Origin of the sequence: Halomonas sp. XH26 (assembly GCF_024138895.1) — a bacterium.
GTDB lineage: Bacteria > Pseudomonadota > Gammaproteobacteria > Pseudomonadales > Halomonadaceae > Vreelandella > Vreelandella alkaliphila.
On the sequence record NZ_CP071889.1, the window covers coordinates 2,160,525 to 2,174,189 of the forward strand.

Below are 13,665 nucleotides of genomic sequence, written 5' to 3' on the forward strand. Positions count from 1 at the left end.
AAACGGTTGTTAATTACAACGCACGCGATTCACGGCATCTAGCCAACCCTGGTACAACTCCTCCCGAGTCGATTCTGGCATTTTAGGTGTAAAGCTCTTTTCGCAACGCCAGAGTTGCTCAATTTCTTCAAGCGTGTCATACCAACCCAAACGCAAGCCTGCCAAATAAGCAGCTCCAAGCGCTGTCGTTTCAAGAATAGTCGGTCTATCCACCTGGACATCGAGCATATCGGCTAAAAACTGCATCACCCAGCTGTTTTTCACCATGCCACCATCGACACGTAGGTTACCGGGCGTGGCTTCCATATCGTCGTTCATACAGTGCTGAAGGTCACGGGTCTGGTAACACACCGCCTGGAGCCCCGCCGCAACGATTTCGGCAATACCGGTATCCCGGGTGAGGCCAAAAATGGCGCCTCGCGCTTTAGGGTCCCAATGGGGCGCGCCCAAGCCAGTAAAGGCCGGTACCAAGTAAACGCTATGTCCGCTACGGGTTTCTTTAGCAAGCGCCTCTGTTTCTGACGCATCTGCAAACAGGTTCAACCCATCGCGTAGCCACTGCACAGTCGCTCCAGCAACAAAAATACTGCCTTCCATCGCATAGGTCGGCTTGCCATTAATTCGGTAACCAATGGTGGTTAGCAGGCGATTTCGTGATACCGAGGGTGTATCCCCAGTGTTAACGATCATAAAACATCCGGTGCCATAGGTGCTTTTACCCATTCCTGGCTGAAAGCACGCTTGCCCCACTAACGCGGCCTGCTGATCCCCTGCCACACCCGCAATAGGGATAGACGCCCCTAACCAATCTGCGTCAGTGGTGCCAAAATCATCGCTGGAATCTTTTACCTCGGGCAGCATGTTGGCAGGAACGTTAAACAACGCTAACAGCTCATCGTCCCATGTTTGATTATGGATATTAAAAATGGCTGTTCGCGATGCGTTGGTAGCATCAGTGACGTGTTGCTTGCCATTCGTTAATCGCCAAATCAAAAAGGTATCGATAGTGCCAAAGAGTAGCTCACCACGCTGCGCACGCTCGCGGGCCCCTGCTACATTATCGAGTATCCAGGCGAGCTTGGTGGCAGAGAAATAGGGGTCTATTAAGAGGCCTGTCTTCGCTTGTACTGCCTCTGTATGCCCTTGGTCACGGAGTGTTTGACAAAGTTCAGAGGTCCGCCGATCCTGCCAGACAATCGCATTATAGAGCGGCTTACCCGTCACTCTATCCCACACCACCGTGGTTTCACGTTGGTTAGTAATGCCAATTCCATCAATCTGCTCTGGCGAAATATTCGCCTTATCTAATACCTCACGACAGGTGGCGAGGACAGTCTCCCAAATATTTTCGGGATCATGCTCTATCCACCCATCTTGAGGGAAGTGCTGGGGAAATTCCTGTTGGGCAACCGCCTCTATTTGGCCTTGGCGGTCAAATAAAATGGCGCGCGAGCTGGTCGTACCTTGATCGATGGCGAGAATAAAGGAGGACATATCACGTTCACTTTGTTGTAGGTTCTTTCGGTTTTGTGTGTTTTGTTTCGCTTTATTATCATCCAAGGCTACTCTAGACGCCCCAAATGCTCAAGTATGAAACTACTCTCCTTCGCTCTTAAACTCGTCGGTGGCCATCTTCTGCCGTAGCTTACGCATCATGCTTAAGCGATATGCAATGCGACACCGTGCTGCGATAACAGCTGCAGAATCGATTCAGGAGGCTTCCGATCAGTGAACAGAGCATCAAGCTGGGAAATATTCCCTTGGCGCACTACCGGATTACGATGAAATTTTGAGTAATCTGCGGCGAGATAAATGCGTCGCGAATTGGCAATAATCGCTTGAGCAACGCGTACTTCCTGGTAATCAAATTCAAGGAGCGAGCCATCCTCATCAATACCGCTGATCCCGATGATTCCGTAATCCACTTTAAATTGATTGATAAAATCGATAGTGGCTTCGCCGATAATACCGCCATCGCGAGAGCGAACTTGCCCGCCAGCAATAATCACCGTGAAGTCCTCTTTGTGCTGAAGAATGGCGGCCACGTTCAGATTATTGGTAATGATTTCTAAGCCCTGGTGTTCAAGCAACGCCTGGGCGATCACCTCGTTACTGGTACCGATATTAATAAACAGTGAGGAGTGATGAGGAATTTGCTGCGCCAAGCAGTGAGCAATCCGCTCTTTCTCTTCTAAATGTAGCGTTTTACGCGTGCTGTAGGCGGTATTAACAGTGCTCGACTCTATTCCTACACCGCCATGCACACGACGAACCCGCCCTTCGTTTGCTAGCGTATTTAAATCACGCCGAATGGTTTGTGGCGTCACTGCAAAGTGATCGGTCAGCTGCTCAATGCTCATATAGCCATGCTGGCGTACTAACTCGACGATAGCATCTTGGCGAAACTGTTGGTTCATAAGCCCGGCCTGTTCGTTATTTATTGGTGTATAAGTGCTGTTCTCTATGGGCTGTAGAGTAGCAAATTTTCGAAATTCAATAATACGAACATTGGGCCTTCCCCATTTTCTCGCTAAGTACCTGCTCCATTAGAGCGGCCAGGCCCATAAAATGGCAGGAATAGCGACTACCATCACTACTAACGAAAGTGGAAGGCCGAGCTTCCAATAATCACCAAATTGATAGCCGCCCGGGCCTAACACTAGCGTATTGGACTGGTGTCCTATCGGCGTTAGAAAAGCACATGAGGCACTGACGGCCACTATCATTAAAAAGGGATCGAGTGATACATCAAAACCACTCGCAAGACTGGCGGCAATAGGCGCCATCAACAGCGCGGCTGCGGCGTTATTGACCACGTTGGAAAGTAACATCGAGAGCATAAACAGCCCTGCCAATGAAACAATAATGGGCCACTCAACGCCGAATCGTAGTAATGCATCAGCAATAATTTCAGCGCCACCGCTCGTTTCAAGCGCTTCTCCCACCGGCAGCATAGCCGCCAAGAGAACAATAACGGGACCATCAATGGCTTGGTAACCTTCTCTCAGCGGCAGTACACCAATCAGTAGTGATATCAACGCCGCGCTACTCATGGCAACAGCGGCAGGCAGAAGATCAAACAGCATTGCAATAATGGCGAGGGCAAAAATACCAATCGACAACGCCAATTTTCGCGGTTGACCTAAGTGAAGCTCACGATTAGCCAGCGGCAAACAACCAAGGGTCGCTAAGCTATCGGCGATTTCATTTTCACTACCTTGTAACAGCAGTACATCACCGGTTTGAAAACGAATATCTCGAAGACGCTGCTTTAAACGCCCCCCATCCCGAGCTACCGCCACTAAATGCAGGCCGAACTGCTGATTTAACCGCAGCTGGCGTACGCTTCGATTGACCATCATTGAATCGTTACGCACCACCGCTTCAATCAGTTGCAGACCTTCCGTATCGACAGGCTGGCGCTCATCCGACGGTTGTGAAGCCCCATTCTCACTACCGGCCTCATCGCTATCTTTTTCATCTTCTTCTGGTTCCGCAATGGCGCTCAACCCTACTTTATCTTCCAGCAGCTTAAGCTCATCAGGCCCTGCTTCCAGCAGCAAAATGTCCCCCTCTCGAAGCACCCCATGAAATGAGTACCCTGCGCGGCGATTATCTTCCCGTACCACGGCAAGTACTGGGATGGTCTCTTCTAGCTCATCATGTAGTTGCTGGAGTGTCAGACCATTAGCCTTTGACTCTTCTGAGACCTTTAGCTCAACCAAATAATTAGCAGTATCAAACATTTCTTCGGTTGAAGCCTGCCCACTGCGCTTAGGCGTTAAGCGCCAGCCCACAAGCACAATAAACACCAGACCGGCTAACGCAACAGCAATCCCCACCGGGGTAAAGCTGAACATACCGAAGTTTTCACCGGTGATATTACCCCGGTATGTGGCAATAATGATGTTGGGTGGCGTGCCAATCAGCGTGGTTAAGCCTCCCAGCAATGAACCAAACGCCAACGGCATTAATAACAGCGACGGGGATGTGTTGTGCTCTCGAGCAAGCCGCATGGCAACGGGCAACAGTAACGCCAGTGCCCCTACGTTATTCATAACCCCAGAAAGCACCACGACCGTGCCGACCAACACGAGTAATTGTAGTAGCAGCCGTTCACCTACTTTGAGCACTTGATTGGCGATGATATCGACAACGCCCGAGCGCTCAAACCCTCGGCTAATGACCAATACCGCGGCCACCGTAATCACGGCTGGATGCCCAAAGCCTTTAAAAGCCTCATCGCTAGGCACAAGCCCAAGCATTACCGAGCCAAGCAATGCCGCAAGCGCAACGAGATCATAGCGAAATCGACCCCACATAAAAGCGGCAAGCGTTAATCCCAAAACGATAAAGACCAGCGTACTGGGCGCAAGCCCGATGCTTTCCATTGTCATGCGATGTCCATCTCCTTGTGTTGGGTACGCTCGGCTGATGTGCCAAATAACTAGCAACACAGTAGATGATGACTATACGGCCGTATAGCCCTAGAAGAGCAGAGCAACAAAAGAACGTTAGGCCAATAAAATGCCTAGCCACGCCAGGCATTCATAAAAAGTGGTTAAAGGACCACTAAGCCACACAGCTCACTCCATGTTGCCAAAAATGGCGGCAAAGCGTGGCCGTTTAACCAAGCGCGTAAACGTATTAAGGAAGTAGCACCGTCGAGCCAGTTGTTTTGCGGCTTTGCAGGGCATCTTGGGCCTTTCCAGCGTCCTTAAGCGGGTAACGATTTGCTACGTCAATATGAAGCTTGCCGCTTTTGATCATGCCAAAAAAGTCATCGCACATCATTTCAAAGCGTTCACGGGTATCCGCATAGCCGTTCAAACTTGGGCGGGTTACAAAGAGCGCGCCTTTTTGGTTCAGAATACCTATATTAACCCCGTCTACTGGGCCAGACGCATTACCAAAGCTGACCATTAGCGAACGAGGCTTTAGGCAGTCTAACGACATTTCCCAGGTATCTTTTCCTACGGAGTCATAAACCACATCGCACATTTCGCCATTGGTTAGCTCACGTACCCGCTCTACCACATTCTCTTCGCTGTAGTTGATCGTTGCCCATGCACCGTTGGCCATCGCCAGGTCGGCTTTCTCTTTTGAGCTAACCGTTCCAATCAGTTTAACGCCTAGCGCTTTGGCCCACTGGCAGGCAATCGAGCCAACGCCTCCAGCAGCGGCATGAAAAAGAATGGTCTCACCGCCCTTTAGCGCATAAGTTTGACGCAGCAGATACTGCACGGTTAGCCCTTTCAGCATACTGGCCGCAGCGGTTTCAAAATCAATAAAGTCCGGCAGCTTAATCACCTTGGCCGCTGGCAATGTATGCATCTCTGCATAGGCACCCAATGGCCCTTGTGCATACGCTACCCGGTCACCCTCTTTTAGATGGGTAACGCCTTCACCCACAGCGTCGACAACCCCTGCACCTTCAGTGCCTAATCCAGAAGGCATAGATGGCGCAGGATAGAGCCCTGTACGAAAGTAGATATCGATAAAATTCAGGCCCACCGCTTTATTAGCAATACGCACTTCACCGCTGCCGGGTGCCTTAGGCGCTGTGTCGACCCACTCCAATACACCTGAATCGCCCGTTTTTGAAAACTGAATACGTTTAGACATCTGGGCATACTCCCATTATTAATTACTGGACACACATTAGCGGGCTATCCAACCGCGTTGTGCGTCTCAAATCAAGCGATTAGCCAGCCATACAGGACATATTGCTGTCATGCACTCATGCTAGACTATCTGAAAATGTTGATAACAATGCTTATCGATTACTCTAAAACGGACAGACTATGACGCACCCAGCAATCTGTTTGCCTACGCTTATAGCCCATCGCGGATACTCAGCCGCCGCACCTGAAAACACCCTAACGGCAGTGCGCGCCGCTCATCAAGTGGGCACTACTTGGGTGGAATTAGACGTTCAACTACTGGGCGATGGTACCCCTGTCATCTGGCACGATAGCGATATTAGCCGCTGCTCCGATAGCCGTGGCGACCTTGCTAGCCTGACGTGGCAGCATGCACAACAGCTTGACGTCGGCAGTTGGTTTGGAGATTTGTTTGCAGGTGAAAAAATGGCCAGTCTAGAGGCCATGCTAGCGCTGCTGAACGAACTCAATATGGGGGTGAATTTAGAGATCAAGGTAAACAAAGGCCGTGACCCCATCGCCTTGGTGGATACCGTATTACCAATCGTATTAGCAACATTGCCCCCTGAACGGCTGATTGTGTCCTCGTTTGATGCCCGAGCATTAGCTCGATGCCGCCGCTTCGCACCCAAAGAAGCCCTCGCGCTGGGCGTACTATTTGGCAGCACACCACCAACCTGGCGTGACCAGTGTGAAGCCATCGACGCCTTTAGTATTCACCCTCATTGGCCGCGCTTAAAACACACACAGGCCGCTGCCATGCGCCGAGATGGTTATGAAATTTTATGCTATACCGCCAATGACCCCAGCGCTTTTGAAAGCCGCTGGGGCTGGGGAATAGCCAGCGCGATCACTGATGAGCCTGAAGCATTTCAACGCTATTTGAATAATCGACGTCGACACGGTTAAATTCGTCAATATCAATATTCTACCTAAGGAAGACTATGCACTATCTTGGTGCCCACGTAAGCGCCGCGGGTGGCGCGGATCAAGCAGTGTTCCGTGCGGTAGAAATCGGCGCAAATGGCTTTGCTCTGTTCACCAAAAACCAGCGACAGTGGAAAGGTAAACCGCTGACCGATGAGGCTATTGCTGCATTTAAACGAGCCTGCCAAACCCACGGGTTTGGCCCGGAACAAATTTTACCCCACGACAGTTACCTGATTAACTTAGGCCACCCGGAAACCGCTGGGCTTGAAAAATCACGCGCTGCGTTTTTAGACGAAATGCAGCGCTGCGAGCAACTAGGTCTCACGTTATTGAACTTCCACCCAGGCAGTCATCTGAACAAAATCAGCGAAGCCGATTGCCTGAAACGCATTGCAGACTCCATCAACGAAGCATTACTAGCCTCACAAGGTGTTACGGCAGTGATTGAAAACACTGCCGGGCAAGGCACCAACCTCGGTTGGCGCTTCGAGCACTTAGCGGAAATTATTGCCCACGTCGATGATAAAACCCGTGTTGGCGTTTGTATTGATACCTGCCACGCCTTCGCCGCAGGGTATGACCTACGTACCGCCGAGGCCACCAAAGCAACGTTGGACGAGCTAGGCAAGGTAGTCGGTTTTGAGTATTTACGCGGTATGCATTTAAACGATGCCAAGAGTGCCTTCGCCAGCCGTGTAGACCGCCACCACAGCCTGGGTAAAGGCAATATCGGCCTGGACGCGTTCACAACGATCATGCGAGACGAACGCATTCATGACATACCGATGATTCTGGAAACCGTCGAACCCGGCATTTGGGCTGATGAAATCAACTGGCTACGTGCTCAAGTACCCGGTGCTCAAGTACCCGGTGCTCAAGTACCCGGTGCTCAAGTACCCGGTGCTCAAGTGCCTGAAGCAGCGCCTGGCAAATAGTGAATCACATCGTGAAAACGTAGCCGCGTCGTAGCGCTGTTACGCATGGCGTGGGGGCGATCGGCAAAAAAACGCAGCCCCTCGCCTACTCGTAGCGTTTGCCAGCGCTCGTCAATGCGCAGCTCCATCTCGCCTTCAACAACGACGATGTGTTCTACCACACCGCTGGCGTGGGGAGACGACTCACTGATCGCCCCTGGCGCTAGCTCAATCATAAACATTTCAAAGCCCAGCAGCGGGTCGTAAGGGAAAAGCAGCCGCGCTTGCATCCCAGCGCTATCATCGCCCCAAACGGACTCCCAGCCATCTCTGTGTAGTTCGCCTAACGCAGGCTTGTCACCATCAAACAGGGTTGAAAACGACACCCGAAAACCACTCGCGATCTTCCACAGCGTTGAGATGGTAGGGCTAGACTCACCACGCTCTATCTGTCCCAACATGGCTTTACTCACACCCGTTTCACCCGCCGCGCGATCTAGGCTCCAACCACGATCTTTACGTAGCTTTTTAACGGTTCCCGCAATGTGTTCGGCAATGGTATGAGGGTCACTCACTATGTGGTTCTCCATAGAATTTAGTGTCGTAGTTTACCTATCCGAACAGCGATGAACACCGGCGATGCCAATATTGTGCGCTATAACGCACAGTGATAGTCTTGCAGCATTGTGCGTTATAGCGCACGCCACCCAATGTAAACGAGGCAACACTATGGAGGCACCACCTACCCTACAGCCCACAGGAAGCCATAGAACTCCTTTCTGGCGAGACATTAGCCTCTCGGCCGTCACAGCAGGTTTCGTTGCTGTCACTATCGGCTATACAAGCTCAGCGGCAATCATTTTCCAGGCGGCAGCCGCAGCGGGCGCCAGCACTGCGCAAATCAGCTCTTGGCTGTGGGCGTTGGGCATTGGCATGGGCATTACCTCGATAGGACTATCGCTGCGCTACCGCATGCCTTTATTGACAGCGTGGTCAACGCCAGGCGCGGCGTTTTTGGCGACGAATCTTCCTGGCATTCCACTTGATGAAGCGATCGGTGCCTTCCTCTTCTCCGCGCTACTCATTACGCTCTGCGGCGTAACAGGGTTATTCGAGCGCTTGATGCGCTATATCCCCAGCGCAATCGCCTCGGCCCTACTGGCAGGTATTCTGCTGCGCTTCGGTTTAGAGCTGTTCAACGTGATGGAAAGCCAATGGCTACTACCACTGGCCATGTTAGCCGCTTGGGTAGCCGGTCGGCGCCTATGGCCAACGCTCGCAGTGCCTGGCGTACTGTTAACCGGCATTGCTATTGCCCTTTGGCAGGGTCAACTTAACGTACACAGCATTCCGTTAGCACCTACCGTACCAGTTTTCACTGCGCCTACCTTTTCGCTGACAACGCTGATCAGTATAGGAATCCCCCTGTTTGTCATTACCATGGCGACTCAAAATTTACCTGGCGTAGCCGTGCTACGGGCAGCAGGTTATCAGCCAAACAGTTCGCCGCTCATTAGTTGGACAGGGGGCGCAACGCTGTTACTTGCGCCCTTCGGTGGCTATGCACTCAATATGGCGGCCATTAGCGCAGCGGTATGCATAGGGCCTGATGCCCATGCGAATCCTCTTAAACGCTATACCGCAGGCGTTGCAGCGGGCGTGTTCTATATCGCGATGGGCATATTTGGGGGCACAGTTACCGGTGTTTTCAATGCGCTTCCCAGCGTCCTGGTCATGTCGCTGGCAGGTATAGCGTTACTGGGCACATTAAGCGGTGGGTTAGCGAATGCATTTGAAAATAGCGGGCAACGAGATGCCGCCATTGTTACCTTTTTACTAACCGGCTCAGGCATCACGTTGTTAGGTATCGGCGGTGCATTCTGGGGGCTTGTGGCGGGCTTGGTGGTACTAAAGCTGACAAAGGCTCCAAATCATTAGCGGTATGTTATTCATACAATAACTATTTATTTAATAACGATACGATAAAAAATGCCCCCAGAGCGTTCACTACTGGGGGCATTTTATTATTTCTGTTCAGCGCTATCTGCCTCTACATATGAGGCCATTACGCATTACATCGTAGCGAGGCGTTCTTCATCCAGTACGCCCGACATCCGCACCATGGCTAACGCTTCATCCAGGCTGGCCACTTCTTCCATCATCAATAATTCGTTTTCCAAGCTAACAGGCTGTCCCGCTTTATCTGACAGCAGCTTTTCCAGCGAAGCTACATCCATAGCGTCGTCTAAGTGGTGAATATCTACCGACGCACTGCTCGCACTTGGTAAGTAGATAGTGCCATTAGAGAAATCCACGGCATAAGCGATAACGCCTGGCACAATAAAAAACAGTAAGCCGACACCATTGGCGATCGCCACCACGGGGTCAACATTACCGCTCATTTGTCCTTTACGTTCAGGATGAAAAAGCGTCCCACAACCACTTAACGTTACAATGGAGACACCAACAACGGCCCCCGTTAACCAACGGCGTACTGCTTGCTGCATGAAGGTTCCCTCAAAGTCCTAACGTACCGATAGCTGAAGAAGATGCGCTTGTTTGCCCACTGCTATCGAGCCACAAAACTGGGCAAGTTTAACACATTTGATTACCAGCACACGCCAAGCTGTTAACGTAGGATTTTGCCGCCATACCCGCTTAGCCGTACAATGCCGCATTCAACGCTAGTTTAAGCGCTACGTTACTAAACGATTAAGCATCACCCCTACCAACAAGGAATGCTCACGCCCATGCGCGCCAGCCAATTATTGATTGCGACATTAAAAGAAACCCCGGCCGACGCTGAAGTCATCAGCCACCAGTTAATGCTGCGCGCCGGTATGATCCGTCGTCTTACCTCCGGCCTCTATACGTGGCTGCCGCTTGGCCTACGCACGCTGCGTAAGGTTGAAGCCATTGTCCGCGAAGAGATGAACCGTGCCGGCGCTCAGGAAGTATTAATGCCCGCCGTGCAACCTGCTGACCTATGGCAAGAGTCTGGCCGTTGGGAGCAGTACGGTCCGGAGCTACTACGCCTGAAAGATCGCCACGAGCGTGACTACTGCGTAGGCCCGACCCATGAAGAAGTCATTACCGATTTGGTGCGCAAAGAGATTGCCAGCTACAAGCAGTTGCCGGTTAATTTTTACCAAATCCAAACCAAGTTCCGTGACGAGATTCGCCCGCGCTTTGGGGTGATGCGTTCTCGCGAATTCATTATGAAGGATGCTTACTCCTTCCACCTGGACGAAGCCTCCCTCAAAGAGACTTACCAGACGATGTATGATGCCTATACACGCATCTTCACCCGCCTGGGTCTCGATTTCCGTCCTGTGATTGCTGATAACGGCTCGATTGGCGGCACGGGTTCACACGAATTCCACGTGCTAGCAGAATCCGGCGAAGATGATATCGTGTTCTCCAATGCTTCCGATTACGCCGCTAATATGGAAAAAGCTGAGGCTCTGCCCGCGCCGCTAGGCAGCAACGCCGAGCGTGCAGCCCCCAGCGAAGAGATGCACCTGGTCGATACGCCCAACGCTAAGACAATTGCCGCCCTGGTAGAGCAGCATGGCCTGCCGATTGAGAAAACCATTAAAACGCTGATGGTGCATGCCGCTGAAGGTGGTTTGATTGCCCTGCTAATCCGTGGTGACCATGAGCTTAATGAAGTCAAAGCTGAAAACCTGCCCCAGGTAGCCGCCCCACTTACCATGGCAAACGAAGAAGAAATCCGCGCCGTGGTTGGCGCTGGCCCAGGCTCACTTGGTCCAGTTGGTCTAAACATGCCGATCATTATTGATCACAGCGTGGCGCTTATGAGTGACTTTGGTGCGGGTGCAAACATTGATGGCAAGCACTATTTCGGTATTAACTGGGAGCGTGACGTGGCGCTGCCCCAAGTTGCCGATCTACGTAACGTTGTCGAAGGTGACCCTTCGCCAGACGGCAAAGGCACGCTGTCTATCAAGCGCGGCATTGAAGTGGGCCATGTCTTCCAGCTTGGACAAAAGTACTCCGAAGCAATGAACGCGACGGTGCTGGGCGACAACGGCAAAACCAGCCATCCGTGGATGGGCTGCTATGGTATCGGTGTTACCCGCGTGGTCGCTGCTGCCATTGAGCAAAACCACGATGATTCAGGCATTATCTGGCCAAACGCTATCGCACCGTTCCAAGTGGCATTGGTGCCGATGAATGCCCACAAATCACAACGTGTGCGCGAAGAGTCCGAACGTCTCTATCAAGCGCTAACAGCCGCAGGCTTAGATGTACTGCTTGATGACCGCGACACGCGTCCCGGCGTCAAGTTTGCTGACCTGGAGCTTATGGGTGTGCCTCACCGTTTAGTGATTGGTGATCGTGGCTTGGATAACGGCGAACTGGAATACAAAGGCCGCAGGGACAGCGAAGCCACCATGGTTCCTGCTGACACAATTGTTGATTTCCTACGCGAAAAAGCCGGACTGATCAGCGCATAACCGTTTATAACGGCCACGACTAGAACTGCATCGTGGCCAATAAAAGAGACACTGGCAGGCATCATCAGTTAGGTTGCCTCGCCAGTGCCAGTGCTAATCGGTGAAAGGCTGAACTAATCCCAGGCTGACTAATTGGCCCAATAACTGGCAGATATCTCGCTTGACACTTTGCCTGCTAGCGCCAACAAAAAAAGCCATCAAGGTATCAATAATTTCATCTTGGCATAGAGCCTCATGCTGCAGCAGTACCCACACGGCTCTACTCGTCACATTCAAACGATGAATTTCGCCGCCCTCTTTAGCAATGACGAACAGCTCTTCACCCAGTGGAAACTCGTGAGCCACCGGACTGATTTGCCACCTGCGCGCGTCGTTTGCTGCCAGCACCTGACTCTGTTTGAACGCCTCCGGCTCAGTTTGACGACGACACGGATTCGTCGCCACAGCACCGTCAAGAAACCCATCGCTATCTATCTCAGTTGCCAGCCATGTTGCCGCTTCGTAAGCATCTCGGTAACGCATTAAAAAACACGGTAAATCTTTTAAGAGGGGCAAAAAGCGCTCAATCAACGTTTGATCCGACTCATGCTCAGCGAAATTCTGCTGCAACAACTGCCACAACCCATCTCCCGGCTGCAGACGAACCAGCTGTAGCTCACTGAGCAATTCATCGCGCTCAATAAGCAGTACGGCGCCTAGCGGACAACGCATCCCATGCGATGCCAGTTGCTGCTCGCCTAACGCCAGATAGCCATAGCGATCATCATGAAGCCCTAGGTGGTTGGCAACAAACTTATGAAACTCCGGCGCAAGGGTCTCTGGCAACGGCAAACGCAATCTAGGTGCAACGCCCAGCGCTATCCCTTCACCACAGCTAGTGAGTGCCAGCACATCATCGCCAAACACCCGATAACCAGCCGCGGCGAACGCCGCCGTGAGCGTGCTTTTACCAGCTCGATGACTATCCGGAAATATTACTAGCTGTTGATTAACCTCTACCGCCCCACAGTGAAGCCCAATATGCTCAGGATGATGTCGAAGATAAGCCCCCGCTAAATCAGCAATCACGCTACATGCGGTTCCTGCCGGTGTATCTAATAACATGCCTCCCGGCAGGGCCGGCGCTTCCTGCCAGTAACCATTAGGATGACGCCAAACACAAATAGAGGGTGCGTGCTGTTGAGCCTCACAGGGCGTTAGCCGCCAACCTGGCATGGCTTGATGAATCACTGGCAGTAGGTCCTCTGCATCAATCAAGCGTATGCAAGGACCAACATTTTCCAGCGCATAATCGACAGCAATCGATGTAGTAGACATGGCACCTACCCATACCAGCGAGGTAATAAGCGGCTTATGCGAATTTCAATCACAGCGTCTCCATCCCAACGGGAGCGCTGTGGGCGAGCGTAGGAAGGACGTGAATAATGGGGACGTGAATGGCTGGGTTTAGAATAACGGGGTCTTGAATAGCTGGGTCTTGAATAACGGGGCCTTGAATAGCTGGGCCGCGAGTAACGTGAACGGGAATGGTGATGTTCGCGCGCTTCAGCTTGCCCCATGGAAAACAGCGTAGGGGCAACGTAAAGTGCAGCGGCGCCAAGGCCTAAACTTGCTAACACTTGTCGGCGTGAACGCCGTTTATTCAGCAGGGAATCGGCTTCATTGCTCATATCAGCA

The 13,665-nt window shown here is 51.9% G+C and carries 12 protein-coding genes; 4 read left to right on the forward strand and 8 right to left on the reverse strand.

The window, feature by feature from the left end; genetic code table 11:
- Positions 1-9 precede the first annotated feature (9 nt).
- The 4 genes from glpK to J4377_RS10055 all read right to left on the reverse strand — a co-directional run bounded on the left by glpK (position 10) and on the right by J4377_RS10055 (position 5,625).
- Entirely contained in the window at positions 10-1,494 is a 1,485-nt protein-coding gene (glpK, locus tag J4377_RS10040) for a glycerol kinase GlpK (RefSeq protein WP_095603067.1), read from the reverse strand.
- Between the two features lie 164 nt (positions 1,495-1,658).
- Positions 1,659-2,417, reverse strand: a complete 759-nt coding sequence (locus tag J4377_RS10045) for a DeoR/GlpR family transcriptional regulator (protein ID WP_038484959.1) — start codon at positions 2,415-2,417, stop codon at positions 1,659-1,661.
- 129 nt (positions 2,418-2,546) lie between these two features.
- A complete protein-coding gene (locus J4377_RS10050) occupies positions 2,547-4,397 on the reverse strand; it encodes an SLC13 family permease (RefSeq protein WP_253485425.1) in 1,851 nt (616 codons plus the stop codon).
- 250 nt (positions 4,398-4,647) lie between these two features.
- The gene (locus tag J4377_RS10055; protein ID WP_095603068.1) at positions 4,648-5,625 is read right to left on the reverse strand and encodes an NADPH:quinone reductase; all 978 of its coding nucleotides are present in this window, start codon (positions 5,623-5,625) and stop codon (positions 4,648-4,650) included.
- 179 nt (positions 5,626-5,804) lie between these two features.
- Between J4377_RS10055 and J4377_RS10060 the strand changes: the two genes are divergently transcribed.
- Positions 5,805-6,572, forward strand: a complete 768-nt coding sequence (locus tag J4377_RS10060; RefSeq protein ID WP_095603069.1) for a glycerophosphodiester phosphodiesterase family protein — start codon at positions 5,805-5,807, stop codon at positions 6,570-6,572.
- Between the two features lie 35 nt (positions 6,573-6,607).
- Positions 6,608-7,528, forward strand: coding sequence for a deoxyribonuclease IV (nfo, locus tag J4377_RS10065; protein ID WP_253485427.1), 921 nt, complete (start codon positions 6,608-6,610; stop codon positions 7,526-7,528).
- On the opposite strand, the gene J4377_RS10070 is transcribed toward nfo, so the two are convergent.
- Positions 7,498-8,085 (reverse strand): helix-turn-helix domain-containing protein, encoded by a 588-nt coding sequence (locus J4377_RS10070; protein WP_084183794.1) that lies wholly within the window; start codon positions 8,083-8,085, stop codon positions 7,498-7,500. The two genes, nfo and J4377_RS10070, sit on opposite strands and share 31 nt — an antisense overlap.
- Positions 8,086-8,236: 151 nt before the next feature.
- Here J4377_RS10070 and J4377_RS10075 point away from each other — a divergent pair, with 151 nt between their 5' ends.
- Entirely contained in the window at positions 8,237-9,445 is a 1,209-nt protein-coding gene (locus J4377_RS10075) for a benzoate/H(+) symporter BenE family transporter (protein WP_095603071.1), read from the forward strand.
- Positions 9,446-9,579: 134 nt separating this feature from the next.
- Here J4377_RS10075 and J4377_RS10080 read toward each other — a convergent pair whose 3' ends face one another.
- A complete protein-coding gene (locus tag J4377_RS10080) occupies positions 9,580-10,014 on the reverse strand; it encodes a hypothetical protein (RefSeq protein WP_038484981.1) in 435 nt (144 codons plus the stop codon).
- Between the two features lie 243 nt (positions 10,015-10,257).
- Here J4377_RS10080 and J4377_RS10085 point away from each other — a divergent pair, with 243 nt between their 5' ends.
- Positions 10,258-11,988 (forward strand): proline--tRNA ligase, encoded by a 1,731-nt coding sequence (locus J4377_RS10085; protein WP_120386852.1) that lies wholly within the window; start codon positions 10,258-10,260, stop codon positions 11,986-11,988.
- Positions 11,989-12,081: 93 nt separating this feature from the next.
- Here the strand turns inward: J4377_RS10085 and J4377_RS10090 are convergent, their stop codons facing one another.
- Positions 12,082-13,305 (reverse strand): PqqD family protein, encoded by a 1,224-nt coding sequence (locus J4377_RS10090; protein WP_120386851.1) that lies wholly within the window; start codon positions 13,303-13,305, stop codon positions 12,082-12,084.
- 49 nt (positions 13,306-13,354) lie between these two features.
- Positions 13,355-13,588 (reverse strand): hypothetical protein, encoded by a 234-nt coding sequence (locus J4377_RS10095; protein WP_176472081.1) that lies wholly within the window; start codon positions 13,586-13,588, stop codon positions 13,355-13,357.
- Positions 13,589-13,665 lie beyond the last annotated feature (77 nt).

Coding starts and splice junctions, on each gene's coding strand:
- glpK (WP_095603067.1), bottom strand. CDS start 1,494: ATGTCCTCCTTTATTCTCGCCATCGATCAAGGTACGACCAGCTCGCGC.
- J4377_RS10045 (WP_038484959.1), bottom strand. CDS start 2,417: ATGAACCAACAGTTTCGCCAAGATGCTATCGTCGAGTTAGTACGCCAG.
- J4377_RS10050 (WP_253485425.1), bottom strand. CDS start 4,397: ATGACAATGGAAAGCATCGGGCTTGCGCCCAGTACGCTGGTCTTTATC.
- J4377_RS10055 (WP_095603068.1), bottom strand. CDS start 5,625: ATGTCTAAACGTATTCAGTTTTCAAAAACGGGCGATTCAGGTGTATTG.
- J4377_RS10060 (WP_095603069.1), top strand. CDS start 5,805: ATGACGCACCCAGCAATCTGTTTGCCTACGCTTATAGCCCATCGCGGA.
- nfo (WP_253485427.1), top strand. CDS start 6,608: ATGCACTATCTTGGTGCCCACGTAAGCGCCGCGGGTGGCGCGGATCAA.
- J4377_RS10075 (WP_095603071.1), top strand. CDS start 8,237: ATGGAGGCACCACCTACCCTACAGCCCACAGGAAGCCATAGAACTCCT.
- J4377_RS10080 (WP_038484981.1), bottom strand. CDS start 10,014: ATGCAGCAAGCAGTACGCCGTTGGTTAACGGGGGCCGTTGTTGGTGTC.
- J4377_RS10085 (WP_120386852.1), top strand. CDS start 10,258: ATGCGCGCCAGCCAATTATTGATTGCGACATTAAAAGAAACCCCGGCC.
- J4377_RS10090 (WP_120386851.1), bottom strand. CDS start 13,305: ATGTCTACTACATCGATTGCTGTCGATTATGCGCTGGAAAATGTTGGT.